Origin of the sequence: Streptomyces caelestis, from assembly GCF_001279005.1 — a bacterium.
Taxonomy (GTDB): domain Bacteria; phylum Actinomycetota; class Actinomycetes; order Streptomycetales; family Streptomycetaceae; genus Streptomyces; species Streptomyces heliomycini.
In genome coordinates this window covers 287,577-306,418 of record NZ_LGCN01000001.1, presented here as the reverse complement: position 1 = coordinate 306,418, position 18,842 = coordinate 287,577, and the positions used below count along the sequence as shown (strand labels likewise).

Annotated in this window: 14 protein-coding genes; 11 read left to right on the top strand and 3 right to left on the bottom strand. The window is 70.5% G+C overall.

Translation table 11 applies throughout. The features are described from left to right. Window positions 1-2 precede the first annotated feature (2 nt). From ADK41_RS01415 to ADK41_RS01405, 3 genes are read right to left on the bottom strand one after another with little or no spacing between them, the layout of a single operon-like run. A complete protein-coding gene (locus ADK41_RS01415; RefSeq protein ID WP_030819276.1) occupies window positions 3-1,550 on the bottom strand; it encodes a DUF2637 domain-containing protein in 1,548 nt (515 codons plus the stop codon). Then, window positions 1,547-1,831 carry a hypothetical protein gene (locus tag ADK41_RS01410; RefSeq protein WP_030819278.1) on the bottom strand — a complete coding sequence of 95 codons (285 nt, stop codon included), beginning with the start codon at window positions 1,829-1,831 and terminating at the stop codon, window positions 1,547-1,549. The genes ADK41_RS01415 and ADK41_RS01410 overlap by 4 nt, the downstream gene beginning before the upstream one ends. Further along, window positions 1,828-2,466, bottom strand: coding sequence for a WhiB family transcriptional regulator (locus tag ADK41_RS01405; protein ID WP_234318574.1), 639 nt, complete (start codon window positions 2,464-2,466; stop codon window positions 1,828-1,830). Before ADK41_RS01405 ends, ADK41_RS01410 begins: the two co-directional genes overlap by 4 nt. A 226-nt stretch (window positions 2,467-2,692) precedes the next feature. Here ADK41_RS01405 and ADK41_RS01400 point away from each other — a divergent pair, with 226 nt between their 5' ends. The 11 genes from ADK41_RS01400 to ADK41_RS01345 all read left to right on the top strand — a co-directional run bounded on the left by ADK41_RS01400 (window position 2,693) and on the right by ADK41_RS01345 (window position 18,777). Further along, window positions 2,693-3,388, top strand: a complete 696-nt coding sequence (locus ADK41_RS01400) for a GntR family transcriptional regulator (protein ID WP_234318520.1) — start codon at window positions 2,693-2,695, stop codon at window positions 3,386-3,388. A gap of 1,043 nt (window positions 3,389-4,431) precedes the next feature. Continuing rightward, window positions 4,432-6,057 (top strand): SMC-Scp complex subunit ScpB, encoded by a 1,626-nt coding sequence (locus tag ADK41_RS01390; RefSeq protein WP_234318523.1) that lies wholly within the window; start codon window positions 4,432-4,434, stop codon window positions 6,055-6,057. Window positions 6,058-8,198: 2,141 nt separating this feature from the next. Next, a complete protein-coding gene (locus ADK41_RS01385) occupies window positions 8,199-8,393 on the top strand; it encodes a type II toxin-antitoxin system HicA family toxin (RefSeq protein WP_030381387.1) in 195 nt (64 codons plus the stop codon). 67 nt (window positions 8,394-8,460) lie between these two features. Next, entirely contained in the window at window positions 8,461-9,240 is a 780-nt protein-coding gene (locus ADK41_RS01380; protein WP_051842827.1) for a hypothetical protein, read from the top strand. 1,037 nt (window positions 9,241-10,277) lie between these two features. Then, the gene (locus ADK41_RS01375; protein ID WP_030819288.1) at window positions 10,278-11,228 is read left to right on the top strand and encodes a hypothetical protein; all 951 of its coding nucleotides are present in this window, start codon (window positions 10,278-10,280) and stop codon (window positions 11,226-11,228) included. Between the two features lie 181 nt (window positions 11,229-11,409). Further along, window positions 11,410-11,676, top strand: coding sequence for a hypothetical protein (locus tag ADK41_RS01370; protein ID WP_030578818.1), 267 nt, complete (start codon window positions 11,410-11,412; stop codon window positions 11,674-11,676). Continuing rightward, window positions 11,673-12,797: a conjugal transfer protein gene (locus ADK41_RS01365; protein WP_051842835.1), complete on the top strand. Its 1,125-nt coding sequence runs from the start codon at window positions 11,673-11,675 to the stop codon at window positions 12,795-12,797. Before ADK41_RS01370 ends, ADK41_RS01365 begins: the two co-directional genes overlap by 4 nt. A gap of 17 nt (window positions 12,798-12,814) precedes the next feature. After that, on the top strand, window positions 12,815-13,159 hold the full coding sequence (locus tag ADK41_RS01360; protein ID WP_030819291.1) for a hypothetical protein: 345 nt from the start codon (window positions 12,815-12,817) through the stop codon (window positions 13,157-13,159). Beyond that, window positions 13,156-13,719 (top strand): hypothetical protein, encoded by a 564-nt coding sequence (locus ADK41_RS01355; RefSeq protein ID WP_051842836.1) that lies wholly within the window; start codon window positions 13,156-13,158, stop codon window positions 13,717-13,719. The genes ADK41_RS01360 and ADK41_RS01355 overlap by 4 nt, the downstream gene beginning before the upstream one ends. Window positions 13,720-13,762: 43 nt before the next feature. After that, window positions 13,763-16,369, top strand: coding sequence for an ATP-binding protein (locus tag ADK41_RS01350; RefSeq protein WP_030819295.1), 2,607 nt, complete (start codon window positions 13,763-13,765; stop codon window positions 16,367-16,369). Further along, on the top strand, window positions 16,366-18,777 hold the full coding sequence (locus ADK41_RS01345; RefSeq protein ID WP_234318525.1) for a hypothetical protein: 2,412 nt from the start codon (window positions 16,366-16,368) through the stop codon (window positions 18,775-18,777). The genes ADK41_RS01350 and ADK41_RS01345 overlap by 4 nt, the downstream gene beginning before the upstream one ends. The last annotated feature ends 65 nt before the right edge of the window (window positions 18,778-18,842 follow it).

The window sequence follows — 18,842 nt, the reverse complement described above, 5'->3', positions numbered from 1 at the left end:
CGTCAGGGTCGGCTGCCGGCGGCGGGGACGAGGAGGCCGCTGTCGTGCTGCTCGAAGTGGTCGCCCACGGTCGGGTCGAGGTGGACGAGCTCGTCGAGGAGCGGCTGCTGGCCAGCCGGCGCCGGGTCGGGCTGGAGGTCTTGGCGGCCGGCGGCCGACTGCGGCGGCTCGTTCGCGAGGGCGAGGGCCTGGTCGAAGTGGTCCGGTTCTTCGCCGTCGGCGCCGTGCGCCGCGGGATGGGCGGCCAGCGCCTTGGGCAGCCACTCGGCCTGCGTCTTCAGGAACTTCTCGGCCCGCGGGTTGCCAATGCCGAGGGCTTCGGCGCACTTGTTGATGCCCCAGGCGAACGTGCCGTCATCCTTGCGCGGGACGATCTCGACGAAAGCGGCCATGACCTCCTCGTCGGTCTTCCGCTCCGCAGCCGTGGTCTCATCCTGCTCGGCGTCGACGTCCGGGTGCGGCGAGACGGTGTTCTCGTCATCGCTGGCGTCCTCGGGCCCACCGCTCTCGGTCATCCTGGCCTTGACCTGTGACTCTTCGCCGTCGGCGGGGTGGGATGAGGGCGCAGGATGAGGTTCAGTTGCCTGGGATGGGATGGTCGGGATGGTGCCGATCAGGGTGTTGAGGATGCCCTCGAACGCCGCGGGATTGCGCAGGTTCATCCCGGCGATGTCAGCCTGGCGCACACGGAGCTGGAGCCGGGCGACGACGCGCTTCAGGATGACGGGGTCGGAGCATCCCGCTCGTTCGCTGGCATCCTGGGCGCGGGCGTCGGCGTGCATCTCGGCGAGGCGGTATGCCCAGTGGGTCATCCAGCCGCTCCTCTTGACCGCGTCCTGGGCGCGGCGCAGCCGGTACCAGCGGTAGGCGGCCCGGGAGATGCGGACCTCGGTGGTGGCTTCCTCCTGAGCCAGGTCCTGGCGGGCGGCGAGGAGCAGCGCGACGCGGAAGGCCTCGACGGGGTGGAGCAGGCGCACCAGGGCGATGCGGCGATCCGGGCGTCCGCCCTTGTTGCGGGCGGCGCGGCGCTCCTCAAGGGAGCCGATCTCCCAGAGCACGGCGGCCAGGACTGGCCACACCGCGCGGACGGCGCCGCCGAGGACGGAGTCGGCTTCGGACGCGGAGAAGACGGCGCTGATGCCGGCCAGGGTCCAGAAGAGTGCTCCGGACAGGCCCGGTCCGTCGCCGTCGTGGGCGCGGCGGCGGGCGCGGCGGCCGCAGACCATCGCCGCGACGTCGAGCGCGACGAAGGGCAGGAGGTCGAAGGGGGCATCCAGGCCCATCTGGTGGTGGCCGACCCGGCGCAGACCGGTGGCCGACAGGGCAGCCGCAGCCGCAGCGATGACGACGGTGAGGAGGTCCTCGAACCGGCGCCCGCGGCGGTCGGCGGCCGCGGCCCGCTCGTTGTCGGTGAGCTCGGCCAGGGCCAGGCGGCGCCGGCGCAGGGCGATCGCTGGCCCGAGGGTGAGGACGAGCGTGCCGAGGACGAACTGCCAGCTGCCGAGGAGCTCGGCGAGGTCCGCGCCCTGGGGGGCGAGGTCGGGTGTCACGGGGAGTCCCTCCGGGCAAGGTTGCTGGCCGCATCGGCGGCCCGGGCGCGCAGCGGGTCGCCACTGGGCTGGATCGGGTCCTGGGTGACCCAGGTCCTGAAGGCGTCACGCTCGGCGGTGACCTGACCGAGCAGGCCCAGGAGCATCGCGGTGAGCGGGTTGACGGGCGGTACGTCGGTGCCGGCCGGTACGAGGACGGGGAGTAAGAGGACGTCGTCGCGGCGGGCGAGGGCGCTGACCAGGGCGCGGTTGAGGGCGTATGCGTCGTCGGCGGGGTTCATGCGGCGACCGTCCAGCCGGCGGAACGGCGGTGGGCGGCGACGAGCTCGTCGCGGCGCCGGGTGGCCTCGCGGATGTTCTCCATGTTCTCCAGGCGCTTCTCGCGCTTGCCGGAGGTGCCGAGGTACTGACCGGCCAGCCGCTGAACCTCGCGCGCCGCGGCGATGCGGGCCTGCTGCTGCTGGGCGGCGTGCTGGTCCTCGGCGAGGGCCTGGTCGAGCCGGTCGCGCTCCATGACGAGCCGGCGCTTGAGCTTCTCGGGGGACAGCCCGCCGCGGATGCCGACGGTGTCGCCCTCACGGAGGGCGAGTTCGGCGCACGCGGCGCGCACCGGGCACACAGAGCAGTGGTCGCGGACGGTCTGGGCACGGCGGCGGCGCCAGTCGGTGTCCGGCTCTCCGTCCTCCTGGTAGAAGTGGCCGATGTCCGGTTCGGCGGTGAGGCAGACCGAGTACTTCATCGCCTGGCGCAGTTGCGGGGTGCGCAGCTCCTGTGCGACGTAGTGGCCGTCCTGCCGATCAAGGAAGCCGCTGGCGACGAGGCTGTCGAGCGGGCCGGTCGAGGCGACGAACTGGGCGATGCTCGCCTCGGCCGAGCCCGGGTTCGGGCGGGAAGTCGGCGGGTGGGCTGCCATCATGGTGTTCACGCGATCTCATCTCCTGTGACGCTCTGGTGGGTGGATGAGGCGCGTTCACGGCCTCCGGGGGGACCAGCCCCGGGGGCCGCTTGCGTTTTCACGCCCCATCTGACTTAACTGACTGCGTCAGTTGAGTCAGATCATGCATGGCGATGCCGATCACGTCAAGGAGAGGGCGGTCGATCACGTGACGAAGCAGCTGTGGCTGGTGCGGCAAGATGTGGGCATGACGTCCCATCACCCGCACGAACGCGCCGCGGCGGCGCTGCGCGCCGACATCACGGCGGGAACGTTCGCCGCCGGCGAGGCGCTGCCCGGGCAGCGGGAGCTCGCGGAGAAGTACGGCGTCGCCCAGAACACGATGGGACAGGCGCTGCGCCTACTGGAGGCCGAGGGGCTGGTCGAGATGGCACCCCGCCGCCGGACCCGGGTGCTGCAGTCGTTCCCGCAGGTGGAGGTGCAGGTCTCCGACGCCGGCCATCTCTGGCCGGTCGACAGCGAGAGCCTCGGCCATACCGACCTTCACGCCGGCGCCAGAGTCGCCAACCAGCAGGCCGCGGAAGCACTCCTCCTCCCCCCCGGCGCGCGGCTCTTCGAGCGCCAGGCCGTCCTGCTCCACACGGGGACCCCCTGGGCCTGGCAGACGCTGTTCACCGCGACCGAGCTGAACTCGGACAGTGGCGGCCACGCCGTCACCGTCGCCCCCTTCGTCACCGGTGGCGCGCGACAGGAGAGCGGGCACAGCAGCCGTTGGTCCGCGCGGCCGGCGACTGCCGAGGAGAACCGGCTGCTCCGGGGTCACAGCCTGACGGTCCTGGAGGTCCGCAGAGTCGGATACGTCGAGGAACGCCCCAATACATACCTGTTGACGGTCGTACGGGCAGATCGAGCGACCGTCCTCACGGGAAGCTCCAGTTCGTAGCCCTCTGCCCCAACTGCCCTTTTTTGTTAGTACTTTTCGACGCCGAGTGGAGAACGCGCCGAGAGCGTGTGCGCGACGGCTGTCAGGGGATAGGGTGACTTTCGCTTGATCCAATACGCCTCACCTCGGGCCCCCGGTGCACAGCGCCGAGGATGAGCCCGGTGAACCGAGAAGGCGGTTCTCCCATGAGCAGCACCGCACAGCTTCTGAGCGGCTCCGCCGCCCCGGGCGCGATGCTGCCATGGGCGCCGTCCGGCGCGATCGGGCCCAGAGATGCGAAAGCCCCCTGGAAGGGGGAGTTGAGGATGTCGTAGACCTTCCGGGCGGGCGCCTCTAGCAAAGGCTGCTCCTCGCCCCTCTCCACCGGCTTCGGAGTTAGCGGCTCCTCTGCCGGCCGTCACCGCTCAGTCCTGGGTTAGCGGCCCAGTTTTGAGCGAGGGCCAGACCGAATGGTCCGGCAATCACTGCCTCCAGCAGCAATCCCCCCGAAGGGGTTTGTCGTTTCCCGGGGCAACCCGGGAGAACGGGGTCCATCTTGCAGTACACCCATGCCCTTTGTCAGCTCGGACGCCACCGAAGCAACCCGATCGCGATGGTTTTTCGCCCGTCCGTGACGCCAACGCCACGCTCCGTTCCCACTCTCGCGGCCAGCGCTCCCGCCGGGATCCGTCGTGGCCCAGCTCGGTCCAGTGGCCGGCCCTTGACCAGCTCCAGCCGGCACCCCTTGACCAACAAGGCCGATGCCTCGCTCCCCACAGCTGGCCGATGTCCCTTCACGGGCTTGGTCAAGGGGCTGGTCAAGGGGGCCCGCCGCCACCCCGGACACCCCCTTGACGCGCAGGTCACAGGCTTGCCAGGGATTTTCTCGGCCCGACTGTCACACCGTCGGCTTTTTCGACACCCGTAGCAGCTGAAGGGCCCTTTCCTTCAGCTTCCGCCCGAGTGCCTCTGGCCAGACCCCAGACCGCGCGTCCCCGCCGGACGCCGTCGAGACCCAGCGCACACGAGTCGCCGCCCCGCGGCGCCGGTGCGCCAGGAGAAGCGTGCCCCGCACAACAGCAGTACCGAGCAGCCCGCCGCCAGCGGGCGATCAGGCGCGCCCGCAGCGCCGCCAGCGGGTCAAGGTGCCCCTGCGCCTCGTCACCAACCCGCACTACGCCGACGTCGCGGTGACCACGTACGTGAAGATCGCCGCGTTGGCCTCACGTCCCGAGGGCTGCACGGCGGCGACCGCGACCATCGCGGAGTACGTCGGCCTGTCGAAGGCCTCCGTCGAACGCGGCATGACGCAGCTGATGCGCCCCGGGCCCGACGGCGTCGTCGAGCTGTCCTCGACCCGCCGTTCCCTGCCCGGCGGATGCGGCACCTCGGCGGTGCGCCGTACCCGGCCGCTGTCCGCGACCGAGCGATTCGTGTGGATCCCGGTGGCCGCGGCCGAGGACCTCACCCCGCGCCAGCTGCGCGCGTACGCGCTCATCGCCTACGCCCAGGCCCAGAAGATCCCGCTCACCGAGTCGGAAATCGCAGGGGCGCTCCACCACCACAGCGGCCAGCGGGCCGGACAGCCGCTCACCACCGCGGCAGCCGGTGCGATCGTCGACGAGCTGGAAGCAACGCGGTGGATCACCGTGGAGCGGCGGGCCGGCGTGCGCGGCCGCCACCACTTCATCGCTCACGACATCCCGTCCGCCGCCCAGGACCTGCCCTGTGGACAACCGTCCCCCACGGGCGTCGCGCCCTCCTCCACCTCTGCTCCTGGTGAGGGATCGGGTTCCTCGGCTGGTGCGGGATCACTCGCGACTAAGGAAGAACCTAGGACTGACCGACCTGATGACGAGCGCGCACTCTTCTCACCCGCCGTAGGCGAGGTACAGGTAGGTGAAGGTGTGGAAAACCGCTGTGCTCGACTGCCACACGACTCCGGCGAAGACGGCCTCGCGCTGCGCGCGGATGACCACCAGACCCCCTTGACCACCCCCTTGACCAACCCCAGCGGCTCCTACGACGGGCCCGGGCTGACCGTCAGCGCCCGGGTCCACGCCGTCCTCGAGCCGGTGCACTGGCTCTTCCGGCAGACCAGCGTCTACATGCAGCGGCGCATCGCCAGGGAAGTCGGCCGCCAGTTGCGCTCCGGCATCGACGACGCCCGGCTGCGGCAGCGGCTGGAGACACGGGTCTGTCGCACCTTCACCGACGAGATCCGCGATCCCGGCCGGTGGATCCTCGGTGTCGGCCTGCCCCGCTGGGGCTGCGGCATCTTCGACTGCGAAGCCGGCGTCCTGTGGAGCAGCGGCCGCCGGTGCTCAGTGTGCGAGGAGATCGTCCGTGACCGGCGCCGCACCACGGCTCAGCCCGAGGCACCCACTCCCGCCATCGTCCATCCTGTCCCTGCTCCTGTTCCCGTCCAGCCGTCCGCTCTCGCAGCTCCCCGGGGCCGGTGCCCGGAGTGCGGCTGCGCCGTCCTGGTGCTGAACCGCGCCCAGCCAGCCCCCCGGTGCAAGCCCTGCCGAGAGGAGCACGAGGGTGGACGGGCAAGTGGTCCGCCCCCGTCGGCACACCCCGAAGTGTGCGCGGGATGGGACGGCAGTGGATGCACCCGTCCGGCCCTCGGCTCCACCGGCCTCTGTGTCCGATGCCGGACCCGCCGGATGGAGCGGGCCGCATCATGAGCCGCCCACTTCACCCGTCGAGACTCACCACTCCCGGGTCGCCCCGGGCCACCTCCACCGGAACGCGTCCCACTCCGCAGGCGCCGAAGGAGCAGAGCTCGGCATCAACCGCACCGCAGCGCCGTCAGCCGTTCCGGACATCGGGACCGCGGGCATGGTCGACGTCCCGGCACCGGACCAAGGTTTCTCGTAGCGCCACGGCCCCCTTGACCGGCCTTCCCCACCCGCCGGGCTCCTCCTTGACGCGCGGTCCGGGTCAAGGGGAAACCTGACCGCCCATCGCCGGGTGCCGCAGCACCTCGAAGTCACCATCGTGGAGTGGCGCCGAGGGTCGCGGCCGCCGGATGAGTGGACGCCACCGAGGCCGATGCGTCGGCCCCATCCTTCCCGGTCCACTCGCGCAACCGCCATCCATCGCCCGCCGCCGCGCACTAAGTGGGCTCCACCGTGTGCGCGGTGGAGCCCACTCAGTGGAGTGGAGTGAGGCCCGACCCCCGCCATCGGGTGTCGCTCATCGGCCACTCCCCCCGGTGGACGACACCCGATGCACCGGCCGGCCCGGTCTCCACTCAGTGGCCTCCACTCGATGCCCCCGGATCCCCTCGCACCGGTAGCACCCGCCGATGGGACCCGGCGGACAAGGCGAGAGACGACGAATGCCCGAAGCACAGAAGGGATCGTGGAGAGCGGGAGCATCCGTCCAGGACGTCCGCCGACGGCACCCTCTGTCAGAGCCCCTCTGCCCTCTCGCCCCCTTGACCACCTGCCTCGCGCAGGTTGCCCCACCCCCTTGACCGGCCTCCGTTCCACCCCTTGACCACCGGCCGTGGCCCTGCCCTGCCGTTTCCCCTTGACCTCGGCCCAGGTCAAGGGGAAACCCGGCGTCCGATCAACGTCCAGGAACCGATGCGGCTGGGGCGCAGCACCGACTCCAGCGGCAACCGATTCGACACGGGCCAGCCGATCAGCGGACGAACGACAGTGCGGACAGGCTTCCTCCCGGGCGAGCACCGGGGCGGGCGGAACACCGTGCAGGGGTGATGGGGGTCCGGGGCTTCAGCACGACCTCGCGGTGGCGTCCATCGCAATGGACCGAAGTGTGGGTGGACGGCGCAGCGCGAGGCCTGAGTGCGGATGGACCCGAGCACCCCGCGATGGGGCCGGCCCATCCACTCGATGTACTCCATCCAATCCAGTGGACCGGAGTGGGCAACCGGCGCCGGAGTCCACCCACAGAGTGGAGGGTGGACTCCATCCGGGGCTCCGCGCACACCTTGGTGCCCACCCGATGGAGTGCCGGCCGCGCCATCGGGTGTCGTCCACCGGCCAGCCAACCCCAGTGGGGCGACACCCAGCCGCCCACCCACACAGTGGGCTCCGCCCGGTCGCGAGAGGCCAAAGCGGAAGGCCGCCCGAAGTGTCGGTGGAAGGTGAAGCGGAGCGTGCCACACACCGAGACGGCCCCCAGCGAGCATCTGCTGACGGCGCCCTCCGGCCGCCCTTGCCCACCTGCACTGCGCAGGCTCCCCACCCCCTTGACCGGCCTCCGTTCCACCCCTTGACCACCGGCCGTGGCCCCTGCCGTTTCCCCTTGACCTCGGCCCAGGTCAAGGGGAAACCCGGCGTCCGATCAACGTCCAGGAACCGATGCGGCTGGGGCGCAGCACCGACTCCAGCCGAGCCGTGGGTCGATCTGCTGGGACCAACCTGCGGATGAGCATCGTGGCCGCAGGGCTTCATCCCCGGCACGCACCGAGCGCCCCGGCGGCGATGGCGGCAGCCCGAGCCTTCGATGGCGTCCATCGCGATGGGTGGATGGGTGGATGTGGGAGCACCGAGCCCACTGGGTGGCCACCACATGGACGTACGCGAGCGCCGCGACAGAGGCGCGGTCCATCCACTCGGTGGGCTCCATCCACTGCCAGTGGCCTCCACTCCTGCCCCTGGTCGGAGTGCGGCCACACCCCCATCCACCCGCCCAGTGGACGCCCCTTGCCCACTCCGCCCGCCCTTGACCATGGCCCTCCTGCTCACCCAGACACCCGGAGCGGGCCGAGCCCTAGACTCATAAACCCTTGACATCGTTTAGGGTTTATGCCAGAGTATCTCTAGACGGTGTTTAGGGATTTGGGGTAAGTTGGATGAACAGCAAGGACGTCCGGCAGCTCATCAAGAAGCTGAAGGCTCAGGGCTTCGAGGCCACCCCGACTAAGGGCGGCCATTGGCTGGTGAAGAAGGGCAGCGTTCGAGTCACCACACTGCCGGGCACGCCGTCTGACCCACGCAGCCTGAAGAACTGCATCGCCGCCCTCAAGCGGCACGGATACACCCCGTAGACCACGGGGCCCGCCCGGCAAACCGGGCGGGCCCCCCAACCGCCCCCACCGAGAACTGGAGACGATCATGACCCAGGCATGGAGCATCTACGTCGAGCTCGGCTGCTGCGATGCTCCGGACGACCTCTACGACGACCTGCACGACCGGCTTGCCACCGCCCATCCCGCCGTCGGCACCGCTCCCAACGGCAACCTGTCCGTGCGCATCTTCGTAGAGGCCTCCACCGCCCGGCAGGCCGTCGACACCGGCCTGAAGACCGTCTCCGCTGCCCTGAAGGACCTCGGCGTCACCGCCCCCGTTGTGGGCGTCGAAGCCATCACCGAAGCCGAACTGGACCGCCGCAACGCCGAGAAGGACGTCCCGGCACTCGCCGGCGTCGGCGAGATCGCCGAACTCTTCGGCGTCACCCGGGGCCGCGCTGGACAGCTCACCAAGCGCGACGACTTTCCCCCTGCGGTCGCCATCCTGAAGTCCGGACCGGTCTACGTGAAGGAGCAGGTACAGGCCTTCGGGCAGCGCTGGGACCGCAAGGGAGGCCGTCCGGCGAAGCCCGTCGTCCTGACCGAGGCGGAGAAGGTTCTGCTTGCGGCGCTCCGGGATGCACAGGCCGCCCACTCCCGCGCGACCGTGGGCTGGGCGGAGCAGGGGGACCAGCTCGTCGTCACGAGCGGAGAGGGCCGTGCCTTCGTGGTGGAGCTGAAGGCCTCCGCGACCGGCGAGGCGCAGATCCCCGATGAGGTCATCGAGAAGCTCTCGAAGGAGAAGTTGGTCAGCGTGACCCGCCGCAGCGACGAGCTGGATGTCGAACTGACGGCGAAGGGTGAGAAGCACGCCGCCGAGATGTGAATGGCGGACAACCGACGGAGGCCCGCCCCGGCATCGGGGCGGGCCTCCACACGTTCCGGGGGACCACGCCGGCAACTCGCGGTCCACTCCCACCGCGGGCGCTGCGTACTGAGGGGGCTCCATCCAGTGCTCCGCGGTCTGATGGAGCCCACTCGGTGGAAAGCCACCCACCCATTGCATGTCGTCCATCGGCCCGCACCATCTGGTCGACGAAACCCGATGGACCGGGTCTTGTCCACCCACGCAGTGGGCTCCATCCAACCCGGTGCACCGGTGGCATCCATCGATGACGCACGGTGGAGGAGGCGGGGAGCGGCATGTGCCACCACCCGGAGTGGGTCTCAGGCAGGCGGCTTCTGGTGATGCCTCCTCTGTCCTTCCCACCCCCTTGGCCGGCCCCCCTTCCGCCCCTTGACCACGGGCCTGCGCCTCTGCTGTTTCCCCTTGACCTCGGCCCAGGTCAAGGGGAAACAGCACGGGCGTTCCCAACCCAGAACCGCAGAGGCTGGCGCACTGCACGGCAGGTGCGGGCGGCCGGTCCAATGGAGCCGGAAGTGTCTCTCCCTTCGCGCACCGGAGGGGTACGGAACGACGTCCGGATGTGATGGCGGGGCGCAGGTCTCCACCCGAGCTGGCGATGGGGTCCATCGCGATGGCGATGGGTAGGAGCGCCGAGCCCACTGGGTGGCCACCGCGTGGGCGTGCGCAAGCCCCGCGAGGAGGGGCGCGGGCCATCCACTCAGTGGACTCCATCCAAGCCGGTGGATGGAACCGGCGCCGAAGTCCGTCCACTCCACCCTGGCCCCAGCCGGAGTGGGCGCGCACCTCCGTCCACCTCACCCGGTGGGCGTCCATCCCCTTGACCACTCCGCCCACCCCTTGACCACGGCCCCCTTGCCCACCTGGGCCACTCAGGTGCCAGGGCCCGTTTCCCCTTGACCTCGTCACGCCGCGAGAGCGGTCAGACCGCGGTCAAGGGGGGTGTCGGGAGTGTGAGCGCCATCGAGACCAGATGGCGCGAAAGGACGGACACGGACGTGGCCACCACCCAGCACACCCCGGCAACCGACTCCTCCGAGTCCGTGACCCGCTACACCACGATCTCCCTGATGAACCGCGACTGGGACGTGCTCTGCCGCGACCTGAGGGCCGCCGACCGGGTGGCCGCCTGGGCGGAGGAGCACGCCGAGCTCGCCGGAGCAGCAACGCCCCAGGACGTCGTGGACAAGATCTCCGACCTCCACCGCCGCGGCGAGTTCGACCAGCACGACCGCGTGATGCACCTGCTGGTCGAGCGGGCCGCCGAGGTCGGCTTCGATGCCCACCTCGCGTGGAGGATCACGGTCCGGGTCCTGCTGCCCAAGGCGATCCTCATGGCCAAGACCCAGCGCCGTACCGGCCTGCCGTGGGACGACGTGTGCGCGGCCGTGTTCGGCGCCGCCTTCGAGGTCGTCCGCACCTACCCGCTCGACCGGCGGCCGCGGCGGATCTTCAACAACCTCGCCCTCGACACCCTGCAGCTCGCCCGCCGCACCCTGGCCGCCTGTCTCGACGACATCGAGGAGGTCCAGGAGTTCGCCTCCGGTGTCGCCCCGCTGGCCGCAGCCGAGCACCACACCCGATACACGCACGTCGTCTCCAGCGAGGACCCCGACACCCCCCACCGCACGGTCGAGCTCGCCGACCTGCTGATGCGGGCCGCCCAGATGGAGCTCGTCGACGTCGACGAGCCGGCCCTGTCGCGTCACGAGACACGGACCGAGGTCCTCGACCTGCTGCTGTGGGCGGTGGAGGTCGGAGCGCTCAAGGAGCTCGAGGCGCAGCGCATCGCCCGGTACTACCTGTCCACCTCGCAGCGCCCCAACCAGCGCCACATGACCACCCGGTCCATGGGCCACGAGGGAGACCTGCTGCGGCAGCACGCCAGCCGTGCCGTACGCACGCTGCGCGCGAAGTCGGACCTCTCGCAGTACCGCGCCGCGGCCTGAGAGCTGCCGGCGCCCGTCGGAAGGGCGCCGGCGGAAATCGCCCGAAAAAATTTCAGCCCGACTGTCACACCGCGCGCTTCCTCAACACCTGTAGCAGGCGAGAGGGCCGCCAGATCGGTCCAGCCCCACCTGAACACCCACCCCCACTCTTCTCGACTCCGGGAGAACCGACGTGACCACGATGTCCCCGGCCGGCACCGGCCGACAGCTGCTCGACGCCGATGAGGCCCGTGTGGCCCGTGCTTCGCGCGAGCTGACCAAGATCGCCGCTGCTCTGGTGAGCCGGCCGATGGACCGTGACCTGCACGAGCAGATGCGCGCCTTCCTCGACAGGGAGTCGGAGGCCTCTCTGGCGTCGTGGGATGTGCTGCTGCAGCGCACGCCGGACCAGCTCAAGGAGCGCATCTCGACGGTCCTGACCGTCCAGGCACTGCGGAGGGCTTCGTGAAGCGGCCGCGTCGGCAGCGCAAGGCGGCCAAGAAGCACCTCGTCGAGGCGGAGGTCTGGGACGAGGAGGTCGAGGAGCTTCAGGAGACGTCGGCGGACGAGCCGGACGAGACCGGGTGGAAGACCAGCACGGCCCAGATGGCCGGGCTCTCCCGCCTGGTCAGCGCCGGGGTCTGGGTGCTCGTTGTCTCCGGCCCGGTTCTCGGAGCGCTCGCGTTCCTCTCCTCGTCCGCTCCGGCCCAGGGCGCGGCCAAGCCTGTCGCCACGGCGACGCCGGCGTCGCCGGTCGGGCCGGCCGGCTTCGCCGAGCTGTTCGTCGCCGCCTACCTGCAGGCCGGCCAGGGAACCGAGCGGGACCTGGCGCCGTACTACTCCGGCTCCGTCGCGCTCGCGGTCAAGCCCGGGACCCGCACGGCCACGCAGTCCACCGTGATCGCATCCCGCGAGGTTCAGCCCGGCTACTGGTCCATCACCGTTGCCGCCGACGTCACCGCCCACGACGACAAAGGCAAGTCCACGCGGCTGGGCGTCCAGTACTTCCGCGTCGGCATCCAGGCCACCGGCCCGGCCGGCGCCGGCGGAACCGCACAAGGCGCTGCCCCTGCCGGCTACGTGGCGACATCGCTGCCGGCGCAGGTGGCCGCGCCTGCCGCACTCAAGCCGGGCGGCCTGGCGTACGAGACCGACCGCGGGTCGAGCAGTGCGGACCCGTCGGTCGAGACCGCGCGCGGGTTCCTGACCGCCTACCTGACCGGTACGACCGAGCTCGACCGCTACACCTCGCCCGGCACCCGACTGCAGCCGATCACCCCTGCGCCGTACGCCGCGGTGAAGGTGACCGGCGTCCAGGACGACTCGTCCGGCCCGGGCCAGCAGAAGGTGCCAGCCGACGGCACGGTGCTGCACCAACTGGTCCAGGTCGACGCCACCGACCAGGCCGGCAGCCCGGCATCGCTGAGCTACGCACTCACCCTCAAGTCCCGCGCCGGCCGCTGGGAGGTCGCCTCCGTCGACGACGCCCCGGCCATCCGCGCGAGCAGCCCGCCGTCGGCGGCGCCGCACACCACCACGAGCCCTGACGCAGCTACGGCATCTGACTCGCCGTCGCCGTCGCACTCCTGAAGAAAGAGGAATCGTTCATGCACACCCTGGCAGCCGCCAACCCCCACCACGTTGTCCTCGCCGGCGACGTCCTCGACTGGGCCAACACCAAGACGGGGCAGGTCCGTGCACTGGTCCTCACCGTGGCCGCCCTCATGGCGATCATCGCCGTGCTGATGGCCTGGTGGAAGACCCGCTCCTTCGTCGGCACCCTCGTCGCCTTCGTCCTGGCCGCCCTCGTGCTCTGGGGGATCAGCAACCTCAACGTCCTGCAGACCAAGGTCGGATCCGAGATCAACGACACCGGGGCCGCGGCAGCCTCCAGGTTCCACGTCGCCGGTGACGCCCCCGCTATGGCGGGTGAGGGCTGGCAGGTCTCGTGAGCGCCTCGGAGGAGGAGCTGATCGGGCACTCGTACACGCGAGCCCGTAAGCACCCACTCGTCATCGGCAAGCTCCCGGGAGCCGGCCGGCTCCCGGGAGGGCCCTACACGATCACCCAGGTCATGACCATGGTGATCACCTTCGGGCTCCTCGTCATGACGAAGGATCTGTGGGCCCACTTCGGCGCCATGAACTTCATCCTCATGGCGCTGATCCCCTGGGGCCTGGCCTGGGTGCTGCGATACGCGCGGCTCGACGGCCGCGATCCGGCACGCGCCGTGCGCAGCCTGCTCATCTACTCCTCCACTCCGGCCCAGGGGCGCCTGGCCGGCAAGCCACAGCGGGTCGCTCGACCTCGACTGGCGACCGCCACCTGCACGGTGCGCGTCCGGTCCGTCGAGCGACCCGCCCCGGCGGCGGCCCCGCAGCCTGCTGCAGCGCCCGCACCCGCGGCCAGGCGCAGAGCCCGCCCGGCACCTGTGCCAGCGGCGGCCGCAGCGAGCCGGCCAGAGCCGAAGACCGGGCTGCAGGCCCTCCTCGCCTCCCTTGACGAGCAGTAACCAGCCGCCCCGCCGTCACCACCAGCACAGAAAGAAGAACCCCATGCGTCTCCCCGTCCGGCACATCAGCGGCCACCTGATCTGGACCACTGCCGCCACCGTGTGGGCGGTGTGGCGCGTCGACACCGAGAACTACACCCACGCCTCCAAGTCCACGAAGCGCGAGCGGCTGGACGCACTGGAGTCCCTCTTCAAGTCCCTGCGGGGCGAGGCCCTCCTGCTCAGCCTGTGCCCGAGCGTCGACGCCGCGTCGGTCGTCACCCGCATGACCGCCGGCGTCGACCTCGACGCCTCCCCCGAGTACGTCGACCTGGCGCTGAAGGTCCTCGACCAGCTCCAGGACCTCGAGCTCACCGGCCGCGTCGACTTCCTCGCCGTCCCGTTGCCTCACCTCGACTTCAAGCAGAGCGCCCGGGCGGTCCTCTCCTCCCTCCAGGCGGAGGTGATGGGCACGCTCGGTCTGCCGGTCGCCCCGATATCGCTCTCCGAGGAGCGCCAGCGCCTGGAGCAGGCGACCCGCCTGGCCGCCGGCTGGCCCTCCGGCATCAAGATGCGGCCTGCCACCGAGGCGGAGATCTTGTGGATCTACGGGCACAGCGCCCGCCGGGGCCTGAGCGAGCCGCTCCTGCCCGAGGACGGCGCACCGCGCGGTCTTCGCGGTCGCGGCCACACGGTGACCGCCCACACCCAGGTGATCCTGGACGAGGGCGGCCGCGGCACCCGGGCCTCCAAGGGCCCGACCAACCCTTTCAAGCGCCGCTACCTGCGCGCCACCAGCGAACACGGCGACTCCTACCAGGCGTTCTGCGTGCTCTCCGAGATGCCGGAAGCCTTCCGGTTCCCCGGCAGCGAGTACCTGGCCGCGCTGGACGAGTTCAACTTCCCCGTGGACTGGGCCGTCCGTCTGCACGTCGAGTCCGGCTCGAAGGCCGAGCCGAAGTCCCGGCGCCAGCAGCGCGAGCTCGCGCACCAGCGCGGTGAGTACGACGGCGAGACCTCCGGCGTGCCGGCCTCCCTCGACAAGGCGTCCCTCGCCCTGGACGAGTACCGCGACCGGCTCACCGCCTCCTCCACCGAGGTCGAGATCCGTGCCACCGTCGCCACCTGCGTGTGGGGGACCACCCCCGAGGAGGCCGACGAGAAGGCGACGTCGCTGGCCAACCACTTCGGCGGCAACGACTACACGCTCGTGAGGCCCACCGGCGACCAGGTCGCGCTCTTCCACGGCATGCTGCCCGGCACCAAGACGCCCGGCCCGATGCTCGACTACACCCAGTACCTCCTGGCCCGCGATTTCGCGATGTCGATGCCGTTCTGCGGCGCCGGCCTGGGCGACGACTCCGGCAGCCTCTTCGGCCTCCAGCTCAACGGCGGCGGCGTACGCCCGGTGCTCGTTGACTTCTCCCACGGCCCCCGCGTCAACGCCTCCGCGTCCGCCGCGTTCGTCGGCGAGCTCGGCTCCGGCAAGTCGGTGGCGATGAAGTGCGCGATGTACTCGATCCTGACCACCGGCCACCGGGCCGGGCAGAGGAACTCCCGCGGCCGTGCCCTGGTCATCGACCGGACCCCGCAGCAGGAGTGGTCGCGGTTCGCGAACGCGTGCCCCGGCACGACCCAGATCATCAACGTCGACGAGAACGCCGGCGTCTCCCTCGATCCCCTGCGCGTCTTCCGCGGCCCGCGCGCCGCCCGCTACACCGAGTCGTTCCTCACCCCACTCCTGGACATCGGCTCGATGAGCATCGAGGGCATCACCCTCGCCGAGGCGATCGAGGCCACCCGGCTCGGTCCCAAGCCGAGCATGACCGCGCTGATGGACACGCTCGCCAACCGGGCCCGCACGCCCGACCCGGAGGAGCCGAACGACGCCGCGGTACGTGCCGCCGCCTCCGAGCTCGTCCGCAAGCTGCGGTCGCTGGCCAAGAAGGACCTCGGCCGCGTCATCTTCGACCCCACGCTGCCGGTCGTACGGATCACCGACGCCGACAGCATCGTCTTCGCCGTCGACCGCCTGGGCCTGCCCACCAAGGAGGAGCTCTCCGAGCACCGCCTCCCGAGCCTGGAGGTCGAGAAGCGGTTCGGCTGGCGGCTGATGTACCTGATGACCGCGCTGTGCCGCGAAATCGCGTTCGCCGACCCCAACGAGTTCGCCGGCGTCTTCCTCGACGAGTGCTGGTGGCTCACCTCGTCCGCCGAGGGCTCCAACCTGCTGCTCGAGCTCATCGCCGACGGCCGCAAGCACAACGCCGGCGCCTTCGCTGGCAGCCACGACCCCTACGACATCGGCCCGAAGTCCGAGATCGGCGACAAGATCCGGGCGCTGCTGTCCCACATCTTCGTCTTCCGCCACCGCGGCAAGGCGCTGGCCGCGCGCTGCCTGGAGTTCCTCGACCTCGACCCGACTGACGACGAGATGCTCAAGGTCATCACCGAGAACCTCAGCCCGCTCAACGTCAGCGAGACCGAGCGCGCCCTGCGGGCCGGCGAGGGCCTGTACCGAGACCTCCGCAAGCGCATCGGTGGGATCAAGGTGCTGATCCCCGCCGATGAGAACGCGGCCGCCGCCATCACCACAACGCCTGGGCAGAGCGACGAAGAAGACGACGAGGCCGTGGAGTTGTTCGCCGAGGCGGACGGAGCCCTGGCATGAGCCACATACAGCGAGGGCGCGTCAAGCGGCGCCTGGGGCTGATCGCCGTCCTGCTGGCCCTGTTCAGCGTGGTGCTGGCCCCTGCCGCCATGGCAGATCCGTCGCCGTCGCCCAGCACGTCCGCTCCTGCGGCGGGCCCCCCGAACTTGAACCAGAAGCCTAAGGACGGCAGTGACGGCCTCCTTCAGCCGTTCAATGTGACGGACAAGGACGGCGTCCCGATCAGCTCCTACACCGTCAAGACGGACACGGGCGGTTGGAAGGACATCGACCTCAAGATATGGAACATCGTCGCCCAACTGTTCTTCGGCGTCTCGAAGTGGGTCATCGGCTTCACCTGCTGGCTGATCAAGTGGGCGCTGAACTTCGGCCTGGCCAAGGTCATGGTCGGACCCGTCGAGGACATCTCCAGCACCCTCAAGTCCCAGGTCATCGACAGGTTGGGGCTTCCCGGCTTGTTCCTGACGTTCGCCGGCTTCTACTGCGGCTGGCTGATCCTCTTCAAGGAGCGCTCGCGCGGTTTCGCCGAGATCGGGGTCTCCCTGGTCGTCGCCGCGCTGACCACCACCGTGCTCGTCTCGCCGGCCCAGGTGCTGCTCGGCCAGCACGATCAGCCGCAGCCGCAGGGCTCCACCATGCTGCTCTCCGAGGAGGGCCTGCTGGGGAAGTCGAAGGACTTCACCCTCGAGGTCGCCAGCATCGTGCTGGCCGACGATCCCGCGAGCGCCCAGGGCAGTGCCGACCCCAACAACGTGGCGAAGCCGATCACCGACGCCCTGGTGGAGGCGTTCATCGTCAAGCCCAACCAGCTCATGGTCTACGGACAGACCTTCGACGGCGCCTGCGACAAGGCCTTCCGACAGTTCAAGCTCGCCGAGTTCAACCTCAACCAGCTGGGGATGAACTACTGGGACGCCATCGTGATGGATTCGATGTACGACACGAACTTCATCGGGCAGCTCAACGAGAACTCCAAGAAGTTCGAGGCCGCGTGCGGGGACGTGAAGCCTAAGGCCAAGCGGGCCTCCGCGGACCTCGCCTTCTCCGCCCTGTTTGTCGCCATCGCCGCCGTCATCGTGGCGATCCTCATGGTCCTGGTCACCGGCACGTTCCTTACCGCGCAGGGCTGGCTGGCCTTCGAAGCCATCCGCGGCCACTGGGCACTGACCGCCGGCATCCTGCCAGGCGGCGGCCGCGCCACCCTGTGGCGCTGGTGCTCCGCAATCACCAAGGCCGTCCTCGGCATCATCATCGCCATTCTCTTCCTGGCGATCTTCATCCTCATCGTCCTGGCCCTGATCGACGCGGACACCGGCGACGTCCTGGCCGTCAAGTTCATCGTCATCGACGTCACCGCCATCGCCGGCCTGGCCGGTCACAAGCGCATCAAGCAGACTGCCCAGAGCATCGCGGTCAACCTCAACCGGAAGCTCGCCAACGCCCGCGTCGGCGGGGCCGGCCGCCGCTCCGTGTTCAGCAGCCCCGGCCGGTACGCCGAGACCGCCCCCGGCCTGAAGCAGATGTGGAGTGAGGCCCGCGGCGAGGCCAGGCGCGTGAGCAGGCCCGTCGGTCAGGGCCTGAGGAGCGCCAAGAAGGCCTGGGTCGGCCCGCCGCAGGCGAACCGCAAGGCCAGCCGGCTGCGGACCGCAGCCCGGGTCGCTACCAACGCCGCCGCGGCTGTGGGTACCGGCGGCGCCAGCGCGGCCGCGAAGGTCGCGGCGCAGCAGGCGGCCAAGCAGACCTTGAAGAAGAGGCTGGCCACGGCGGCCGCGAACAAGATGTCCCAGACCCGGGGCGGCAGGGCCACCATGGCCACCGGCAAGGCGGCCGCCGCCACCGCCAAGTACGGCGCCAAGGCGACCAAGTTCGCCTTCATGGCCACGGTGGGCGCGCCGGTGGGCATTCCCCGTGGAGTCGCCGCGACGAAGCGAGGCGCTGCCGCGGCAACGGCCCGTGCCGGGCAGGTGCGCGACCAGCTGAAGGCCGTCAAGGCACGGACCGTCGACAAGAAGGTCCAGGAGGCCAAGGACTTCGGAGCCGAGTACAAGCGCAACGTCGTCACGGCCGGCAAGTTCGTCGCGAAGCAGGGAACGAAGGCCCAGGTCAACCTTGGTCTGGCCCAGATTCAGCCGGATCCGAAGGCAGGGAATCCTCCTGGGCCCCGGGCCGGTGCCGTCGCGCCGAAGACCCCCGGCGGCGCGCCGGCGGCGGCTGGCACGAAGACACCGAGCTCGGTGAAGCCCCCGGCCGCCGGGCCGACCGCGGTGCCGAAGATGCCCACCCCGCCCACCCCTGCGTCGGCGACGGCCCCGGCTGCGAAGAAGTCGACGCCGGCCAAGCCGCCGGCTCCGCCTCGGACCATCCGGCGTGCCACTCGGCCGCCCGGCCCGCCCAAGCCCCGGCCGTAGCCGGACTGCGGCCGGGACTCCACAGGTCCCGGCCGCCCAGATCACCGCACCAGAACCACCTGACG

Coding starts and splice junctions, on each gene's coding strand:
- ADK41_RS01410 (WP_030819278.1), bottom strand. CDS start 1,831: ATGAACCCCGCCGACGACGCATACGCCCTCAACCGCGCCCTGGTCAGC.
- ADK41_RS01405 (WP_234318574.1), bottom strand. CDS start 2,466: ATGATGGCAGCCCACCCGCCGACTTCCCGCCCGAACCCGGGCTCGGCC.
- ADK41_RS01400 (WP_234318520.1), top strand. CDS start 2,693: ATGACGTCCCATCACCCGCACGAACGCGCCGCGGCGGCGCTGCGCGCC.
- ADK41_RS01385 (WP_030381387.1), top strand. CDS start 8,199: ATGAACAGCAAGGACGTCCGGCAGCTCATCAAGAAGCTGAAGGCTCAG.
- ADK41_RS01380 (WP_051842827.1), top strand. CDS start 8,461: ATGACCCAGGCATGGAGCATCTACGTCGAGCTCGGCTGCTGCGATGCT.
- ADK41_RS01370 (WP_030578818.1), top strand. CDS start 11,410: ATGTCCCCGGCCGGCACCGGCCGACAGCTGCTCGACGCCGATGAGGCC.
- ADK41_RS01360 (WP_030819291.1), top strand. CDS start 12,815: ATGCACACCCTGGCAGCCGCCAACCCCCACCACGTTGTCCTCGCCGGC.
- ADK41_RS01350 (WP_030819295.1), top strand. CDS start 13,763: ATGCGTCTCCCCGTCCGGCACATCAGCGGCCACCTGATCTGGACCACT.
- ADK41_RS01345 (WP_234318525.1), top strand. CDS start 16,366: ATGAGCCACATACAGCGAGGGCGCGTCAAGCGGCGCCTGGGGCTGATC.